Raw genomic sequence first — 15,529 nt, 5'->3', positions numbered from 1 at the left:
ATGCGCGCCGCGCGTTCAGGCGTAGGCGGCCCGGGCGCGCGCGCCCGCGTGTACGTCCGGCAAGGCCGCCCGGCCCGCGCCGAACAGCTTCTCGCGCAACGTGCCGTCGGCGTAGGCGGTCTTGTATGAGCCGCGCGATTGCAGCTCGGGAATCACGAGGTCGATGAAGTCCTCATAGCACTCCGGCGTGACCGTGCGCGCCAGGTTGAAGCCGTCGATGCCGGTTTCCGCGACCCAGGATTCCAGCTCGTCGGCCACCTGCGCGGCGCTGCCCACCAACGCCGGATAGCGCCCGCCCAGCGCCATGTCGGCCAGCAGGTCGCGCACCGTGCGGTCGGTGCGCGCGACGGTCAGGCTGCGCACGGCGGATTCGATGGCGTTGTTCTTCACGTAGCGGATCGGCTCGTCCGGCGCGTAGGTGGAAAAATCGATGCCGGTGGAGCTGGCGTAGTGCGCCAGGCCAGCCTCGGGACTGGCGTAGCGCAGGTACTCGGCGTGCTTGTCCCGGGCTTCCCGTTCCGTTCGCCCGACGACGGCCGTGATGCCCATGAAGAACTTGATGTCGCGCGGATCGCGGCCCTCGCGCGCGACCGCCTCGCGCAGCTCGGACACCAGCTTGCGCAGCCCCTCCTTGGTCTGGCTGGAAACGAACACGCATTCGGCATGGCGCGCGGCGAAGGCCAGCCCCCGGCCCGACGAGCCCGCCTGGTACAGCACCGGCGTGCGCTGCGGCGAGGGCTCGGCCAGGTGATAGCCTTGAACACGATAGTATTTGCCGGCATGGTCCACCCGGCGCACGGCGGCGGGATCGGCATAGACCCGCGCGCGCTTGTCGGCCTTGACCGCGTCCGCGTCCCAGCTGCCTTCCCACAGCTGATAGGCCACGTCCAGGAATTCGTCGGCGCGGTCGTAGCGCTCGTCGTGCGCGATCTGCCCGGACAGCCCCATGGCGCGCGCCGCGCTCTCCAGGTAGCCGGTGACGATGTTCCAGCCCACGCGGCCCTGGGTCAGGTGGTCCAGCGTGGAGAAGCGGCGCGCCAGCAGATAGGGCGCCTCGTAGGTCAGGTTGACGGTGACGCCAAAGCCCAGGTGGCGCGTGGCCGCCGCCATGGCCGGCACGATCAGCAGCGGGTCGTTGACGGGCAGCTGGATGGATTCGCGCAGGGTCAGGTCGGCCGAGTCCTGGTACACGTCGTACACGCCGACGATGTCGGCCAGGAACAGGCCATCGAACAGGCCGCGCTCCAGCAGCCGCGCAAGGCCGGTCCAGTAATCCAGTGTCTTGTAGGCGGTGGACGTGTCGCGCGGATGCGTCCACAGCCCATGGTTGATATGGCCCACGCAATTCATGTTGAAGGCGTTGAGCAGGATCTGCTTCTTGGTCATGACGGACGGTCTTCCAGGCTTCTGGCCGGGGCCGGCGCGACGGCTGGCCCCGGCGGGGTTCAGGCATGCAGCCTATCGCCGCGCGCGTCGGCGCGGAAGAACGGATTGCGCATGCGCTTATGCGAGGCCGGCATAAGGCGCGCGCATATCGTCATCACTAAAGAGTGCTTGCTGGCGATGCGCACGCTTGCTTAGAGTCTGGGCTTGCCACCACCAGCCCAAACCGCGGGCGGCAGCGCCTGCGCGGCATCGCGAGCAGATCCATGACCCCTACCCTACCGGACACCCGAAACGGCGCCAGCGACCCGCAAGGCGTCGGCCAGACCCTGCACCGCTGGCTGATGGCCGCCGGCGCGCTGATGGGCACCGGCGCGCTGTTCCCCAACGTGATCCTGCCGGACGGCCGCGCCGTTGATGGCGCGCCGCCCGCCGCCGACCGGGCCGCGCCGGCCGTCGGCCGCCGCGCTCCCGCGCACGCCTGACCCGCCGTCCGACACGCCCGGCGCCGTCCGGGAAAACCCCGCCGCCCTCGTCCGAAAGCGGGACTGGATCACGCCAAAACACGGGCCTATACTGAATTCGCCGTTGCTGAACGTTCCTTTTTCCAAGGGAGAGGCAACATGTACAGGCACCTGCTCATCACCGTGGACGGCTCGCCGCTGTCCGATTCGGTTTTCCAGCGCAGCATCGTCTTCGCCAAGGAGATGAACGCCGCCGTCACCGTGCTGCGCGCCATTCCCGAAGACCACCTGCTGGTCTACCAGGCCGAGATGCTAGGCACCGCCCAGGGCTACCACACCGACCAGGCGCGCAAGAACGCGCAGGCCTACCTGGACGGGCTGGAGGCGCAGGCCCGCAGTGCGCTGGTGCCCTGCTCCTGCCTGGTGGCGGTCAACGACCACCCGCACGCCGCCATCGTCGACACCGCCAAGGCGCAGGGCTGCGATCTCATCATCATGGGCTCGCATGGACGCCACGGCATGACCGGCTTCCTGCTGGGCAGCGAAACCCAGCGCGTGCTGGCGCAGACCAAGCTGCCGGTGCTGGTGCTGCGCTAGTGTGCAGTCCCGCAAATACGGCCGCCGGCATGCGCACGCCACCTAGGCGCCGGCGGGCACACGCCCGCCGCGCCGGCGCCAGCCTGCCAGCGCCAGCACCAGGAAGAAACCCACGGTGTAGGCCAGCACGTCCCACCAGTCCGGCACGCTGCCGAGCAGGATGCGCAGCAGCGGCTGCTTGATCTGCCAACCGTAGAGCTTGGCCAGGTATTGGCCGAACTCGACCGCATAGCCCGTCAGCAGCGCCGCCACCGCCAGCGGCAGCACGCCCGCCCGGATGAAACTGCGGAACACGAGGTACACCCAGCCCACCGCCAGCACGTCGCCGACGAAGCCGCGCAGCCAGGGATAGGGTTTTCCCACGGTGGCGATCAGCGCCTCCACGGCGGTGAGCAGCAGCAGGGCCGCGAAGGCGCGGCCATCGAATCGTAGCGACATGGTCCAAGACGGAAATAGCGGTTTTTGAAACCGCGCGGCGCGCAAAAGCGTGGCGCGGCGACGGGGTCCGGGCGCATACTCTGGCAAGCCGCCGCCGGACAGGTTGCGCAACGCCGGCAGCGTACTCGAAAAACTCCTGGAGACAACGAGTATGAGCACATCCGGCACCAACGGACGCCGGCGCTTCCTGCGCCAGGCCTGTACCCTGGGCGCGGCCGGCACGACAGCCGGCCAGGCCCTGAACGCGCTGGCGGCCCCCGCCACCGTCACCCTGCCCTTCGCCAACGGCGAGCGCGAGCTGATCGCCTACCCGCAGAAGCGCCCCCTGATCCGCCAGACCGCCCGGCCGCCGCAGCTGGAAACGCCGTTCGAGGTCTACAACGAGGGCCTCATCACCCCCAACGATGCCTTCTTCGTGCGCTATCACCTGGGGAACATACCAACCCGGATCGACCCGGCCGCCTACCGGCTGCGCGTGGGCGGCCTGGTGGACGCGCCGCTGGAACTGACGCTGGCCGACCTGAAGGAGAAGTTCGGCGCGCCGGTGGAGCTGGTGGCCGTGACCCAGTGTTCCGGCAACAGCCGCGGCTTCTTCGAGCCGCGCGTGGGCGGCGGGCAGCTGGGCAACGGCGCCATGGGCAATGCGCGCTGGCTCGGCATCCCCCTGTCGCGCGTGCTGGAGAAGGCCGGCATCGGCAAGGCCGCGCGCCAGGTCAGCTTCGAAGGCATGGACCGGCCGGTGCTGCCGGGCACGCCCGAGTTCGTCAAGGCGCTGGACGCGGCCCACGCGATGGATGGCGAGGTCATGCTGGCCTACGCCATGAACGGCGCCGACCTGCCCCTGCTGAACGGCTACCCCGTGCGCCTGGTGGTGCCGGGCCACTACGGCACCTACTGGGTCAAGCACCTGGCCGACATCACCGTGCTGGACAAGGAATTCGACGGCTACTGGATGCAGAAGGCCTACCGCATCCCGGACAACGACTGCGCCTGTACGCCGGTGGGCAAGGCGCCGGAGAAGACCCGCCCGATCGGCCGCTACAACGTGCGCAGCTTCATCACCAGCCTGGCCGACGGCGCACGCCTGCCGCTGGGCCAGGCGCAGCGCGTGCGCGGCATCGCCTTCGACGGCGGACGCGGCATCCGCGAGGTGCAGTTCTCGGCCGACGGCGGCAAGACCTGGCGCGCCGCGCAACTGGGCCAGGACCTGGGGCGCTACTCGTTCCGCGAATGGCAGGCGGACTTCAGGCCGGAACGGGCGGGCGCCTACGAGCTGAAGGCCCGCGCCACCAACATGGCCGGCGAGACCCAGCCGCTGGAGGCGCTGTGGAACCCCGCCGGCTACATGCGCAACGTGGTCGAAACCCTGCGCGTCACCGCCGCCTGAGGAGCCCGTCATGAACCGTCATCTGCTTGCGCTGGCCGGCGCTGCCGCCCTGGCCATGCTGTCGCCGGCCCATGCGCTGGACATCCAGCTGCCCGCCGAAACCGCCACCCTGCATCCGGGCGCCAGCCCCGGCGCACAGAGCGCGGCCCAGTGCCTCATGTGCCATTCGGTGGACTACCTGTCCACCCAGCCGCCCATGCCGCTGGGCTTCTGGGAGGCCGAGGTCAAGAAGATGGTCGCCGTCTATGGCGCGCCCATCGCGCCGGATCAGGCGCAGCTGATCATCCAGTACCTGAACCAGGCCTACCCCCCGCCCCCGGCGGCGCCCGCCGCCGCGAAGTAGGCCGGACCGGGAAGGCCCGGGGCGGGCCCGGCCCGCCCGCCATGCCGGCGTCCGGCTTTCGGCGTACCATTGGGCGACCCCGGCCCGCGGTACGGCCGGGGCGATTCTCGAGGCCCGCATGCTCCAACCCGTTTCGGCCAACACCGACCTGCCCGCCGAGCCCGCCGCCGCGCCGGCGCCCGCGCTGCGCGTCAGCACACTGTCCCCCCTGTCCTTCCCGGCGTTCCGGATCATCTGGATCGCCAACCTGTTCGCCAACCTGGGCACCTGGGCGCAGTCCGTCGCCGCGGCCTGGATCATCACCACCGAACAGAGCAGCCCGCTGCTGGTCGCCATGATCCAGGTGGCCGCCGCCTTTCCGCTGGTGGCCCTGTCCATCCTGACCGGCGTGCTGGCCGACAACTACGACCGCCGCAAGGTCATGCTGGCCGGCATGGGGCTGGAACTGGCCGGGGGCCTGTTCATCACCATCCTGGCCTTCGCCGGCCTGCTGCACCCGATCACGCTGATCGCCTCGGTCTTCTGCATCGCCATCGGCAGCGCCGTCGTGACGCCGGCCTGGCAGGCGGCGGTGGGCGAGCAGGTGCCGCGCGCCCACGTGGGCAGCGCGGTGCTGCTGAACAGCGTCAACTACAACGTCGCGCGCGCGGTCGGTCCGGCCATCGGCGGCCTGCTGCTGGGCGCGCTGGGCGCGCCCTGGGTGTTCCTGCTGAACTGCTTCTGCTATGGCGGCCTGATCTGGGCGATCTGGCGCTGGAAGCGCGACCTGCCCGAGCGCCGCCTGCCGCCCGAGCGCCTGCTGCAGGGCGCGGTCACGGCGCTGCGCTACACCCAGCATTCCACCGTGACGCGCGTGGTCATGCTGCGCGCCTTCGCCTTCGGCCTGTCGGCCAGCGCCCTGTGGGCGCTGCTGCCCCTGCTGGCCCACGAACACGACGGCGGCAGCGCCATGCTGTACGGCTACATGTTGGGCGCGCTGGGCCTGGGCGCCATCCTGGGCAGCGTGCTGGTGCGCCGGGTGCAGGCGCGCTGGGGCGCCAGCGGCCTGATCAGCGCCGCCGCCGGCCTGCTGGCGGCCTGCCTGCTGGCGCTGGGCCTGACCGGCACGCTGTGGGTCGCCTTCCCCGCCCTGCTGCTGTCCGGCGGCTGCTGGATCGGCGTGCTGGCCACCTACAACACCACGGTGCAGATGCTGGTGCCGGACTGGGTCAAGGCGCGCTCGCTGGCGCTGTACCAGACCGCCATCTTCGGCGGGCTGGCGGCCGGCTCGTTCATGTGGGGCCATTTCGCCGGCACGCTGGGCGTGTCGGGCGCGCTGGCCGGCGCCGGCGTCATGCTGGGCCTGACCGTACTGCTGCTGTACCGCTCGCGCCTGCCCGAGCAGGTGGACGCGCAGTCGCTGACGCGCGCCGACAGCGCCGAGCCGGCCCTGCAAGCCGCCGGCTTCGACACCGAGCACGGCGCGGTGCTGGTGGCGGTGCAATACCAGATCCCGAACGACAAGCTGCCCGCGCTGATCGGCGCCGCCCATCCGCTGCGCCTGATGCGGCTGCGCAACGGCGCGCAGCAGTGGCAGCTGTTCCGCGACCTGGAACGCGAAGGGGTGTGGCGCGAGGTCTTCCTGGTCGAGAGCTGGATGCAGTACCTGCGCATGCTGGATCGCATGACGCTGGCCGACAAGATGGTGCTGGACGGCGTGCGCGCGCTGCACGCCGGCGACGCGGCGCCGGAAGTGTCGCGCAACGTCAGCTACCTGGCGATGAACGGGTCGCAGGGATTCTCGCTGCGGCGGGATCCGGAATCGCTGTAGGGCGCGCGGCCCGGGCCTGTCCGGGCGCAGGCTCAGAATGTGATGGTGGCCGTGACGGTATCGCTGTAGCTGCCCGGCCTGGGCGTGGCCTGCGGCGGCACCAGGCCGTAGACGGTGTAGCTCTGCGCCGCGCCCGTGCCCAGGCCGGCCATGGGCGAGCCGCCCGTCGCGTCGCCCCAGACGATGGCGTAGTTCGACCCCTGGTACAGCTGGTAGCCGACCGTGTCGGCGGCGGTCGAGTGCTTCATCTTGCGCGCCAGCACGTTGCCGCCCACCGTCCCGCCATTGAGCGCCAGCGAGTACGCGTTGTTGTTGGTGCATTGCACGCTGATCTGGCTGCTGCCAGGCACCGGGGCCGTCAACAGCCCCTGCGCCGGAAACACCAGGTTGGTGGCGGAAATGGTGCAGTTCTTCTGCACCAGCGCCTTGACCGTCAACGGGATCTGCAAGGTCAGGGAGGGCGAACTCAGCGGGCAGTTCAGGAGCAGCCCGATGAGCGGAAAGGTCTGCACGTCCACCTTGGCCTGCGTGGTCGTGGCGTAGCTTTCCATGTATTGCGTATCGGCATTGTTCACGATGGTCACGGTGTTCTGGCCGCCCGGCAGCTTGGCATAGACGGTCGCCGACACCGACCCCGCGCCGATGCCGGTCAGCAGCTGCGACGTAGGCGCCGAGGTGGTCGCGTTGCCCCAGATATTGGAATAGCCCGGATCCGTATACAGGTTGTAGTTCATGCGGTAGGAACCGTTGCCCATCGCGCGCGCCGCGATCGACGGGCTGGTATTTCCCGTTCCGAGGCTGATGCATACCCGCGTGAACAACGACAGGCCGGAGCAGTTCAGCTTGATCAGCCCGCCGCTGTTGAGCGTATCCGCCGGCAGCAGGGGATTGATCGTGCCAAAGTCGATGGTGGTCGAACTGCCGGTCAGGTCGCAACTCTGCGCCTGCGCCGCGCCGGACCAGGCCCAGCACCACGCAAGCACGATCAACACGATGGCGCGTCTCATTGCGCAGGTTCCTCCAAAGGATGGCAAACATAGGGGCCCAGCGTGGGCATCAGGCGTCCGGGCTCGGCGCCGTATTCGAATTGCGCGCGGCAGGACACGCCCTTGCCCCGCACCGTCAGGTGATTCAGCGCCTGCAGGTCCTCGACGAAGGTCATACCGTCGTAGCCCACCACCCCGCGCTTGCCGCTCTCGGCATGCAGCACCCCGGCCCCAGGCGGCAGGAACTGGCCGTCCGGCGTCTTCAGGATCACCGTGGCCGCCACATAGCGCTCCAGCTGGAAGTTCGCCACCACGCCCGAGCGCGACTGCGGCACCACCACCGCCTTGGTCGATTCCAGCCGCGTGTCCACCGGCAGGTTCTCGGCGTCGATCGACAGGCGATTGGCCTGATAGGGAACCAGGTCCGGCACCAGCAGGTGGCCCGAGCTGTCGGTCTTGCCCAGCTTGCGGTTCTCGTGCAGCACATCCACGTCCGGCGCGCCCGTCGACACCAGCGCGAAGCTGTCGTTGATCCGGCGCGAGGGCGTGACCACGCCGTCCATCAGCACCAGCGCTCCCGAGGCCTGGACCGCCGCCTGCGTGCGTCCGCCCAGGTCCTGCGCCAGACCGGTCAGCTGGCCGTAGCGGCCCAGGTACTGCGCCTGGCCCTGCGTGTAGGCCTGCCCGCCGCTGCGTCCGCGCTGCACCGACCAGCCCGCGCCGCCTTCATAGTCCACCGAACGCTGCGCGCCCACGCTGTAGCTGTCCTGGCGCTGCTGGCGGCTGACCGACGCGAAGGCCTGGGTCCGATCGCCCATCATCAGCGTCAGGCTCAAGTACACGCCGTTCGAGTCGGACTGGTTGAAGTCGTGGAACGCACTCAGGTTCATGGCCACGCGGCTGTGCAGGTTGACGGTATAGGTCGCCGAGCCCAGCTTGGCGGCCGGCGCGTCCGGCTGGCGATAGCCGATGTAGCTCAAGGCCATGCTCTGCGACCGGGTGATGGGAAACGACACGGTCGCGCGATCAGTCTGGCGGACCACCGGTGCGTCCTCGCGCGAGCCCAGGTCGCCGTAATCGCCGAGCGCCCGGGTGGACAACAGGTCCAGGCTGAACTCAGGCCGCACGTACTGGTAGCCCAGGCTGGTCTGGCCGCCCGCGTAACGGCCCGCGCTGCCGGCCAGCGAAGCGCTGACCACGCCCGCCTCGCCCAGCCTGACCAACGCGCCGCCCCCCAGGTTGTAGACGCCGGGCGCGCTCTCGGCATGCCCTTCCAGCGTCAGCGCGTCATCCAGCCCATAGCGGCCCGATGCGCTGACGGCCGGCGCGTGGTCGTAGTCGAACGAACGCACGCTGAACCGCCGCCGCACGAAGCCCGCCTCCACCGAATAGCTGGACAGGCCCCGCGCCAGCAGGCGCGTGTCCACGTACAACGGCACCGTCGTCGCGATGCTGCGCCCCAACGCGTCGCGCGTGACGATGGTGGCCTGGCCCGCGCCGGTGATGCCGGGGATCTGGTTGACCACGAAGGGGCCGGCCGGCACGTTGCTGGAGTACTGCTGCACCCCGTTGATGTACAGCGCGATCGACGACGGCACCACCGAGGACGCGCTGATCGCCGCCACCGGAAAAGTCACCAGGTCTGGCCGCAGCGAGAAGTTGCGGCCCCACTGCACGCCGGCGATGCGGATCGACCGCGACCAATCCAGCGACGACGTGATCGTGTCGCCCAGCCGCAGCGTGCGCATCGTGTCCTGGTCCGAGCGCGTCCAGTAGGTGTCATAGCGGATATAGCGGTCCGCCCGCCCGCCGGCATAGGTGATGCCGGTGTTGCTGAATACGCCGGACGGACTGAAATAGCGCTGCTCGGTATACAGCGACAACCGGGACAGGCCGCTGGTCTGCGCGTAGGCGTCGTAATTCAGCACCAGCCCGCGCCCGCTGGTGGCCGGAGGCGCCCTGGGGACGCCGCGCATGTCGAGTTGATAAGGCGTGCGCAAGGCGTCCGGCACCACCAGGTTCACCGACTGCGTCGCGGCGTTGTAGCTGTAGCGCAAGCCCGGAATCGCATCCAGCCGCAACGCCGGACTGCCAGCGGCGCCCTCCGCCTCCGGCACGTCGATGCCGACCGAGCGCAGCGCATCCGCGCTGGCCGACAAGCGGCCCTGCGCATCGCGGAACCGCAGCAGTTGCGAGGTATTGGCGCCGTTGATGCTCACTTCCAGGAATACGTCGCGCTCGGCGATATCGCCGAACGACACCAGTTGATCGGGCAGGTCCGCCGCCCGCGCCACCGCGCAAGACAGGGCCAGCGCGATGCTCCAGGCGCGTCGCCCGCGTGTACGGGAAGCGCATACCGCCATAGGCTGCATACCTCTGGCGCGCCGCCCTCCGCCCAGGCCGGCGCGCGGCCAGTCAGTCCATCCGGGGCGCCACCGAGATCGTGCCGCCATTGATCAGGGCCTTGATACGCACGGGGCCCGGCGCCTGCGGCCGGCCCGGGATACGCCACTGCCGTTGGCGCTGGGCCAGCGCATAACCCACCAGCCCGTCGACCTCGGCCACGGGCTTGCCGCCGCTGTCCAACACCTGCAGGCTGGCCACCTGCGCATAGCGGGTGCCGGTGTTGTTCAGGCTCAGCACCCATTCCTTGCCCTCGCGCGCCGCCCTCCAGCTCAGTTCCGGACGCGGCTCGGGCGTGGCCCCGGCCACGAACACCGGCACCGAATAGCGCAGCCGCAGCACCACGCCATTGACCGCCGGCGTGGACGGATCCGGAATCTCGTCGATGACCAGCCGATAGCTCTTCTCGATCGCCGCCGGTTCCCGCGACGCGCGCACCAGCCGCACCAGCTGTTCGCTGCGGGGCGGCACCTGGATGATGGGCGGGCTGACCTGGATCTCGTCGGTGGGCAACAGCACGTCGTCGCCGTCGCGCTGTTCCCAGGCGTAGACCCGCACCTGACCATAGACCGGCATCGCGTCCGGGTTGCGCAGCGTGATGCCGCTGGCGCCCTGTTGCGGCGCCATGTCGACCATGACCGGGGAAATCTGCAGCGTGGCCGCGCCCGCCGGACCCGTCGGGCCCAGCAGGACCGCCACCGCCGCCAGCACTGCAAGCATGGCTGTACGCACGGTGGCGGCTCCTCAGAAATAGACGGTGGCGGTGACGGTGGAGCTGTAGGTATCGGGCGCCGGCGTGGCCTGGGCCGGCACCGAGCCGTTGACGGTCAGCGTCTGCGCGGCCCCGGTACCCGTGCCGCTCACGCGCGCCGCCACGGTGGCGTCGCCCCAGACGGTGCTCAGGTCGGCCTTGTACAGTTGGTAGGCCACGGACGCCGTCGTGTTGACCGTGCCGAACATATGCCGGCTGGCCTCGGTATTGCCCGTGCCAGTGCCCGCGTTCAAGCCGACGGTATACGGCGTGGTGTTGGTGCACGTGACAGTCAGCGTCGAGGTGGATGTCACCGCCGTGCTCAGCACGCCCTGGGGGCCGAATGCCAGGTTGTTGGCGGCGATGGTGCAGTTGGCCTGGATGACGATGGTGACGTTGAAGTTCGCCGTGCTCTGTCCCGCGGCCAGGTTCGACGCGCACACCAGGGAGCTGAGCAAAGAAAATGTGGCCGAGCGATAGATCAGGCGTTTCATGAGCGCTACTCCACGAAATACTGCTGAATCAACCTACCCGCAATTGATGCATGTCATGTCAATTTTGAAATTTGACGAAACATACAGCTATTTTCCATTCTCTCTGGCTTTCTTCAAGACATTTTCGATATTTTCCCGCTATTTTTCTGTCTTCCCCTTCGAAGTAGCACCAATGTTCGGCAATAAAACTTGTTGTAATTCAGGGAATTGGCTGCCTTTTCGAAAAAGGGGACAAAATTCATACACAAAATGCCGCCTTGATTCGGCATTTTTCAGCGACTTTATGTACGAATTTTTTCGATTATTGGCAGCATTAATTAGGGCGAGGACCGAACGTGACCGAAGGGTCTCAAAAATCCTCTCACTCGCCGCATTGCGCGGCTAGCCGGTGTGCGACCGCTGTCGCCCCCGCCGTGTGCGGGTTCAGAATGTGATGGTGGCCGTGACGGTATCGCTATAGCTGCCCGGCCTGGGCGTGGTCTGCGCCGGCACCCGGCCATATACCGTATGGTTCTGCACCGTGCCCGACCCCAGACCGGTCTTGGGCGAGCCGCCGCTCGCATCGCCCCAGACGATGGCGTAGTTCGACCCCTGGTACAGCTGGTAGCTGACCGTGTCGGCGGCGGTCGAGTGCTTCATTTTGCGCGCCAGCACGTTGCCGCCCACCGTCCCGCCATTGAGCGCCAGCGAATACGCGTTGTTGTTGGTGCACTGCACGCTGATCTGGCTGCTACCCGGCACCGGGACCGTCAACACCCCCTGGGCCGGAAACACCAGATTGGTGGCGGAAATGGTGCAGTTCTTCTGCACCAGCGCCTTGACCGTCAGCGGCATAGTCATGACCCAGGTCGGAGAGGACAGCGGACAATTGACCGAATCAGGAAAAAACAAGGCCGTCTGCACCTCCACGTGGACGCTCGCGCCGGAGTAAATCTCCTGGTATTGCGTATCGGCATTGCCCACGGTCGACACCGAAGTCTGTCCTCCTGGCAACTTTGCGTAAATGGGCACCGACAGGGATGCATCGATAACGTCAGTGAGCACCTGGGATGTAGGCGGCGAGGTCGTCGCGGCGCCCCAGACACTGGAATAGCCCGGATCCGTATACAGGTTGTAATTCATGCGATAGGAACCGTTGCCCATCGCGCGCGCCGCGATCGACGGACTGGTGTTGCCCGTTCCCAGGCTGATGCACACGCGGGTTCCCAGAAATAAGAAAAGGCAGTTCACCTTGATCAGCCCCCCGCTGTTGAGCGTATCCCCGGGAAGCAAGGGATTGACGGCGCCGAAGTCAATGGTGGTCGAACTGCCCGACAAATTGCAGTTCGATTGGGCCTGCGCCGCGCCCGCCCAGGCCCAGGCAAACACGATGGCGACCAACAGGATGGCTCGTCTCATTGCTTGTGCTCCTCCAAAGGCTGGCAGACGAACGGGCCCAGCGTGGGCAATTGCCGGCCGGACTCGGCGCCATATTCGAATTGCGCGCGGCAGGACACGCCCTTGCCCTGCACCGTCAGGTGATTCAGCGCCTGCAGGTCCTCGACGAAGGTCATGCCGTCATAGCCCACCACCCCGCGCTTGCCGCTCTCGGCATGCAGCACCCCGGCCCCAGGCGGCAGGAACTGGCCGTCCGGCGTCTTCAGGATCACCGTGGCCGCCACATAGCGCTCCAGCTGGAAGTTCGCCACCACGCCCGAGCGCGACTGCGGCACCACCACCGCCTTGGTCGATTCCAGCCGCGTGTCCACCGGCAGGTTCTCCGCGTCGATCGACAGGCGATTGGCCTGATAGGGAACCAGGTCCGGCACCAGCAGGTGGCCCGAGCTGTCGGTCTTGCCCAGCTTGCGGTTCTCGTGCAGCACGTCCACGTCCGGCGCGCCCGTCGACACCAGCGCGAAGCTGTCGTTGATCCGGCGCGAGGGCGTGACCACGCCGTCCATCAGCACCAGCGCTCCCGAGGCCTGGACCGCCGCCTGCGTGCGTCCGCCCAGGTCCTGCGCCAGACCGGTCAGCTGGCCGTAGCGGCCCAGGTACTGCGCCTGGCCCTGCGTGTAGGCCTGCCCGCCGCTGCGTCCGCGCTGCACCGACCAGCCCGCGCCGCCTTCATAGTCCACCGAACGCTGCGCGCCCACGCTGTAGCTGTCCTGGCGCTGCTGGCGGCTGACCGACGCGAAGGCCTGCGTGCGCTCGCCCAGCATCAGCGTCAGGCTCACGTACATGCCATTCGAGCCGGACTGATTGAAGTCGTGAAATGCACTCAAGCTCATGACCGCGCGGCTGTGCAGGTTGACGGTATAAGTCGCCGAGCCCAGTCTGGCGGCCAGCGCGGCCGGCTGGCGATAGCCGATATAGCTCAAGGCCGCGCTCTGCGACTGGGCGACGGGAAACGACAGGGTGACGCGGTCGATCTGCCGCGCCACGGGCGCCTGCTCGCGGGATCCGAGATCACCATACCCCCCCAACGCGCGCGTGGCCTGCATGTCCAGGCTGAACCCCGGCCGCACGTACTGGTAGCCCAGGCTGGTCTGGCCGCCCGCGTAACGGCCCGCGCTGCCGGCCAGCGAAGCGCTGACCACGCCCGCCTCGCCCAGCCTGACCAGCGCGCCCGCTCCCAGGTTGTAGACGCCGGGCGCGCTCTCGGCATGCCCTTCCAGCGTCAACGCGTCATCCAGGCCATAGCGGCCCGATGCGCTGACGGCCAGCGCGTGGTCGTAGTCGAACGAACGCACGCTGAACCGCCGCCGCACGAAGCCCGCCTCCACCGAATAGCTGGACAGGCCCCGCGCCAGCAGGCGCGTGTCCACGTACAACGGCACCGTCGTCGCGATGCTGCGCCCCAACGCGTCGCGCGTGACGATGGTGGCCTGGCCCGCGCCGGTGATGCCGGGGATCTGGTTGACCACGAAGGGGCCGGCCGGCACGTTGCTGGAGTATTGCTGCACCCCGTTGATGTACAGCGCGATTGAGGACGGCACCACCGAGGACGCGCTGATCGCCGCCACCGGAAAAGTCACCAGGTCCGGCCGCAGCGAGAAGTTGCGACCCCACTGCACGCCGGCGATGCGGATCGAGCGCGACCAGTCCAGCGACGACGTGATCGTGTCGCCCAACCGCAGCGTGCGCATCGTGTCCTGGTCGGAATGCGTCCAGTACGTGTCGTAGCGGATGTAGCGCCCAGTGCCATCGGCAAGATTGGCGCGCCCGCCAAGATAGCTGATGCCGGTGTTGCTGAACACGCCGGACGGACTGAAATAGCGCTGTTCGGTGTACAGCGACAACCGGGACAGGCCGCTGGTCTGCGCGTAGGCGTCGTAGTTCAGCACCAGCCCGCGTCCGCTGGTGGCCGACGGCGCCCGGGACACGCCACGCATATCGAGCGCGTAAGGCGTGCGCAACGCATCCGGCACCACCAGGTTCACCGACTGCGTCGCGGCGTTGTAGCTGTAGCGCAGGCCAGGAATCGCGTCCAGCCGCAGCTCCGGGCTGCCCGCCGCGCCGTCCGGCCCCGGCACGCCGATGCCGACCGAGCGCAGCGCATCCGCGCTGGCCGACAAGCGGCCCTGCGCATCGCGGAACCGCAGCAGTTGCGAGGTATTGGCGCCGTTGATGCTCACTTCCAGGAACACGTCGCGCTCGGCGATATCGCCGAACGACACCAGCTGATCGGGCACGTCCGCCGCCTGCGCCGCCATGCACGACAAGGCCAGCGCGATGCCCCAGCCGCGCCATTCTCCGGCACGGATGGCGCGCGGCCCGTCAGTCCATCCTGGGAGTAGCCGAGATCGTGCCGCCATTGATCAAGGCCTTGATATGTACTGGCCCGGAGGCCTGCAACCGCGCCGGGATGCGCCACTGCCGCTGGCGCTGGGCCAGCGCATAGCCCAACAGCCCGTCGACCTCGGCCACGGGCTTGCCGCCGCTGTCCAACACCTGCAGGCTGGCCACCTGCGCATAGCGGGTGCCGGTGTTGCTCAGGCTCAGCACCCATTCCTTGCCCTCGCGCGCCGCCTTCCAGCTCAGTTCCGGACGCGGCTCGGGCGTGGCCCCGGCCACGAACACCGGCACCGAATAGCGCAGCCGCAGCACCACGCCATTGACCGCCGGCGTGGACGGATCCGGAATCTCGTCGATGACCAGCCGGTAGCTCTTCTCGATCGCCGCCGGTTCCCGCGATGCGCGCACCAGCCGCACCAGCTGTTCGCCGCCGGGCGGTACCTGGATGATGGGCGGGCTGACCTGGATCTCCTCGGTGGGCAATAGCACATCGTCGCCGTCGCGTTGTTCCCAGGCATAGACTCGCACCTGACCATAGACCGGCATCGCGTCCGGGTTGCGCAGCATGATGCCGCTGGCGCCCTGCTGCGGCGCCATCTCGACCATGACCGGGGAAATCTGCAGCGTCGCGGCGCCGGCCGGACAAATCCAGCCAAGCAGAACCACCAGCATGGCGGATATGCGCGCACACACGGCCAC

At 68.4% G+C, this 15,529-nt stretch carries 14 protein-coding genes; 5 read left to right on the top strand and 9 right to left on the bottom strand.

Annotated features, from left to right (window positions below; translation table 11 throughout):
* Positions 1-15: 15 nt before the first annotated feature.
* Entirely contained in the window at positions 16-1,386 is a 1,371-nt protein-coding gene (locus C2U31_RS06525) for an LLM class flavin-dependent oxidoreductase (protein ID WP_103272100.1), read from the bottom strand.
* A 263-nt stretch (positions 1,387-1,649) separates the two neighbouring features.
* Between C2U31_RS06525 and C2U31_RS06520 the strand changes: the two genes are divergently transcribed.
* On the top strand, positions 1,650-1,868 hold the full coding sequence (locus C2U31_RS06520; protein WP_103272099.1) for a hypothetical protein: 219 nt from the start codon (positions 1,650-1,652) through the stop codon (positions 1,866-1,868).
* 138 nt (positions 1,869-2,006) lie between these two features.
* Positions 2,007-2,444 carry a universal stress protein gene (locus tag C2U31_RS06515; protein WP_103272098.1) on the top strand — a complete coding sequence of 146 codons (438 nt, stop codon included), beginning with the start codon at positions 2,007-2,009 and terminating at the stop codon, positions 2,442-2,444.
* 42 nt (positions 2,445-2,486) lie between these two features.
* On the opposite strand, the gene C2U31_RS06510 is transcribed toward C2U31_RS06515, so the two are convergent.
* Positions 2,487-2,882, bottom strand: a complete 396-nt coding sequence (locus C2U31_RS06510) for a DUF2809 domain-containing protein (protein ID WP_103272097.1) — start codon at positions 2,880-2,882, stop codon at positions 2,487-2,489.
* Between the two features lie 151 nt (positions 2,883-3,033).
* Between C2U31_RS06510 and C2U31_RS06505 the strand changes: the two genes are divergently transcribed.
* The 3 genes from C2U31_RS06505 to C2U31_RS06495 all read left to right on the top strand — a co-directional run bounded on the left by C2U31_RS06505 (position 3,034) and on the right by C2U31_RS06495 (position 6,422).
* A complete protein-coding gene (locus C2U31_RS06505; RefSeq protein WP_103272096.1) occupies positions 3,034-4,269 on the top strand; it encodes a molybdopterin-dependent oxidoreductase in 1,236 nt (411 codons plus the stop codon).
* Between the two features lie 10 nt (positions 4,270-4,279).
* Entirely contained in the window at positions 4,280-4,612 is a 333-nt protein-coding gene (locus C2U31_RS06500; RefSeq protein ID WP_103272095.1) for a sulfite:cytochrome C oxidoreductase subunit B, read from the top strand.
* Between the two features lie 118 nt (positions 4,613-4,730).
* Positions 4,731-6,422 (top strand): MFS transporter, encoded by a 1,692-nt coding sequence (locus C2U31_RS06495; RefSeq protein ID WP_103272094.1) that lies wholly within the window; start codon positions 4,731-4,733, stop codon positions 6,420-6,422.
* Between the two features lie 32 nt (positions 6,423-6,454).
* On the opposite strand, the gene C2U31_RS06490 is transcribed toward C2U31_RS06495, so the two are convergent.
* The 7 genes from C2U31_RS06490 to C2U31_RS06460 all read right to left on the bottom strand — a co-directional run bounded on the left by C2U31_RS06490 (position 6,455) and on the right by C2U31_RS06460 (position 15,523).
* Entirely contained in the window at positions 6,455-7,429 is a 975-nt protein-coding gene (locus tag C2U31_RS06490; protein WP_103272093.1) for a spore coat U domain-containing protein, read from the bottom strand.
* Complete coding sequence (locus C2U31_RS06485; RefSeq protein WP_233772679.1) at positions 7,426-9,771, bottom strand: fimbria/pilus outer membrane usher protein; 2,346 nt, start codon at positions 9,769-9,771, stop codon at positions 7,426-7,428. The genes C2U31_RS06490 and C2U31_RS06485 overlap by 4 nt, the downstream gene beginning before the upstream one ends.
* Positions 9,772-9,823: 52 nt before the next feature.
* Entirely contained in the window at positions 9,824-10,543 is a 720-nt protein-coding gene (locus tag C2U31_RS06480) for a molecular chaperone (protein ID WP_233772678.1), read from the bottom strand.
* A gap of 12 nt (positions 10,544-10,555) precedes the next feature.
* Positions 10,556-11,056 (bottom strand): spore coat protein U domain-containing protein, encoded by a 501-nt coding sequence (locus C2U31_RS06475; RefSeq protein WP_103272091.1) that lies wholly within the window; start codon positions 11,054-11,056, stop codon positions 10,556-10,558.
* A gap of 423 nt (positions 11,057-11,479) precedes the next feature.
* A complete protein-coding gene (locus C2U31_RS06470; RefSeq protein ID WP_103272090.1) occupies positions 11,480-12,454 on the bottom strand; it encodes a spore coat U domain-containing protein in 975 nt (324 codons plus the stop codon).
* Entirely contained in the window at positions 12,451-14,850 is a 2,400-nt protein-coding gene (locus tag C2U31_RS06465; protein ID WP_233772676.1) for a fimbria/pilus outer membrane usher protein, read from the bottom strand. Before C2U31_RS06465 ends, C2U31_RS06470 begins: the two co-directional genes overlap by 4 nt.
* Complete coding sequence (locus tag C2U31_RS06460; RefSeq protein ID WP_233772674.1) at positions 14,813-15,523, bottom strand: molecular chaperone; 711 nt, start codon at positions 15,521-15,523, stop codon at positions 14,813-14,815. Before C2U31_RS06460 ends, C2U31_RS06465 begins: the two co-directional genes overlap by 38 nt.
* Between the last annotated feature and the right edge of the window lie 6 nt (positions 15,524-15,529).

The organism is Achromobacter sp. AONIH1 (assembly GCF_002902905.1).
GTDB lineage: Bacteria > Pseudomonadota > Gammaproteobacteria > Burkholderiales > Burkholderiaceae_B > Achromobacter.
This window is presented reverse-complemented; position numbering and strand designations above follow the sequence as displayed.

Excerpts from the sequence above, each read along its gene's own strand:
- C2U31_RS06525 (WP_103272100.1), bottom strand. The coding sequence starts at position 1,386 with ATGACCAAGAAGCAGATCCTGCTCAACGCCTTCAACATGAATTGCGTG.
- C2U31_RS06520 (WP_103272099.1), top strand. The coding sequence starts at position 1,650 with ATGACCCCTACCCTACCGGACACCCGAAACGGCGCCAGCGACCCGCAA.
- C2U31_RS06515 (WP_103272098.1), top strand. The coding sequence starts at position 2,007 with ATGTACAGGCACCTGCTCATCACCGTGGACGGCTCGCCGCTGTCCGAT.
- C2U31_RS06510 (WP_103272097.1), bottom strand. The coding sequence starts at position 2,882 with ATGTCGCTACGATTCGATGGCCGCGCCTTCGCGGCCCTGCTGCTGCTC.
- C2U31_RS06505 (WP_103272096.1), top strand. The coding sequence starts at position 3,034 with ATGAGCACATCCGGCACCAACGGACGCCGGCGCTTCCTGCGCCAGGCC.
- C2U31_RS06500 (WP_103272095.1), top strand. The coding sequence starts at position 4,280 with ATGAACCGTCATCTGCTTGCGCTGGCCGGCGCTGCCGCCCTGGCCATG.
- C2U31_RS06495 (WP_103272094.1), top strand. The coding sequence starts at position 4,731 with ATGCTCCAACCCGTTTCGGCCAACACCGACCTGCCCGCCGAGCCCGCC.
- C2U31_RS06490 (WP_103272093.1), bottom strand. The coding sequence starts at position 7,429 with ATGAGACGCGCCATCGTGTTGATCGTGCTTGCGTGGTGCTGGGCCTGG.
- C2U31_RS06485 (WP_233772679.1), bottom strand. The coding sequence starts at position 9,771 with ATGGCGGTATGCGCTTCCCGTACACGCGGGCGACGCGCCTGGAGCATC.
- C2U31_RS06475 (WP_103272091.1), bottom strand. The coding sequence starts at position 11,056 with ATGAAACGCCTGATCTATCGCTCGGCCACATTTTCTTTGCTCAGCTCC.
- C2U31_RS06470 (WP_103272090.1), bottom strand. The coding sequence starts at position 12,454 with ATGAGACGAGCCATCCTGTTGGTCGCCATCGTGTTTGCCTGGGCCTGG.
- C2U31_RS06465 (WP_233772676.1), bottom strand. The coding sequence starts at position 14,850 with ATGGCGGCACGATCTCGGCTACTCCCAGGATGGACTGACGGGCCGCGC.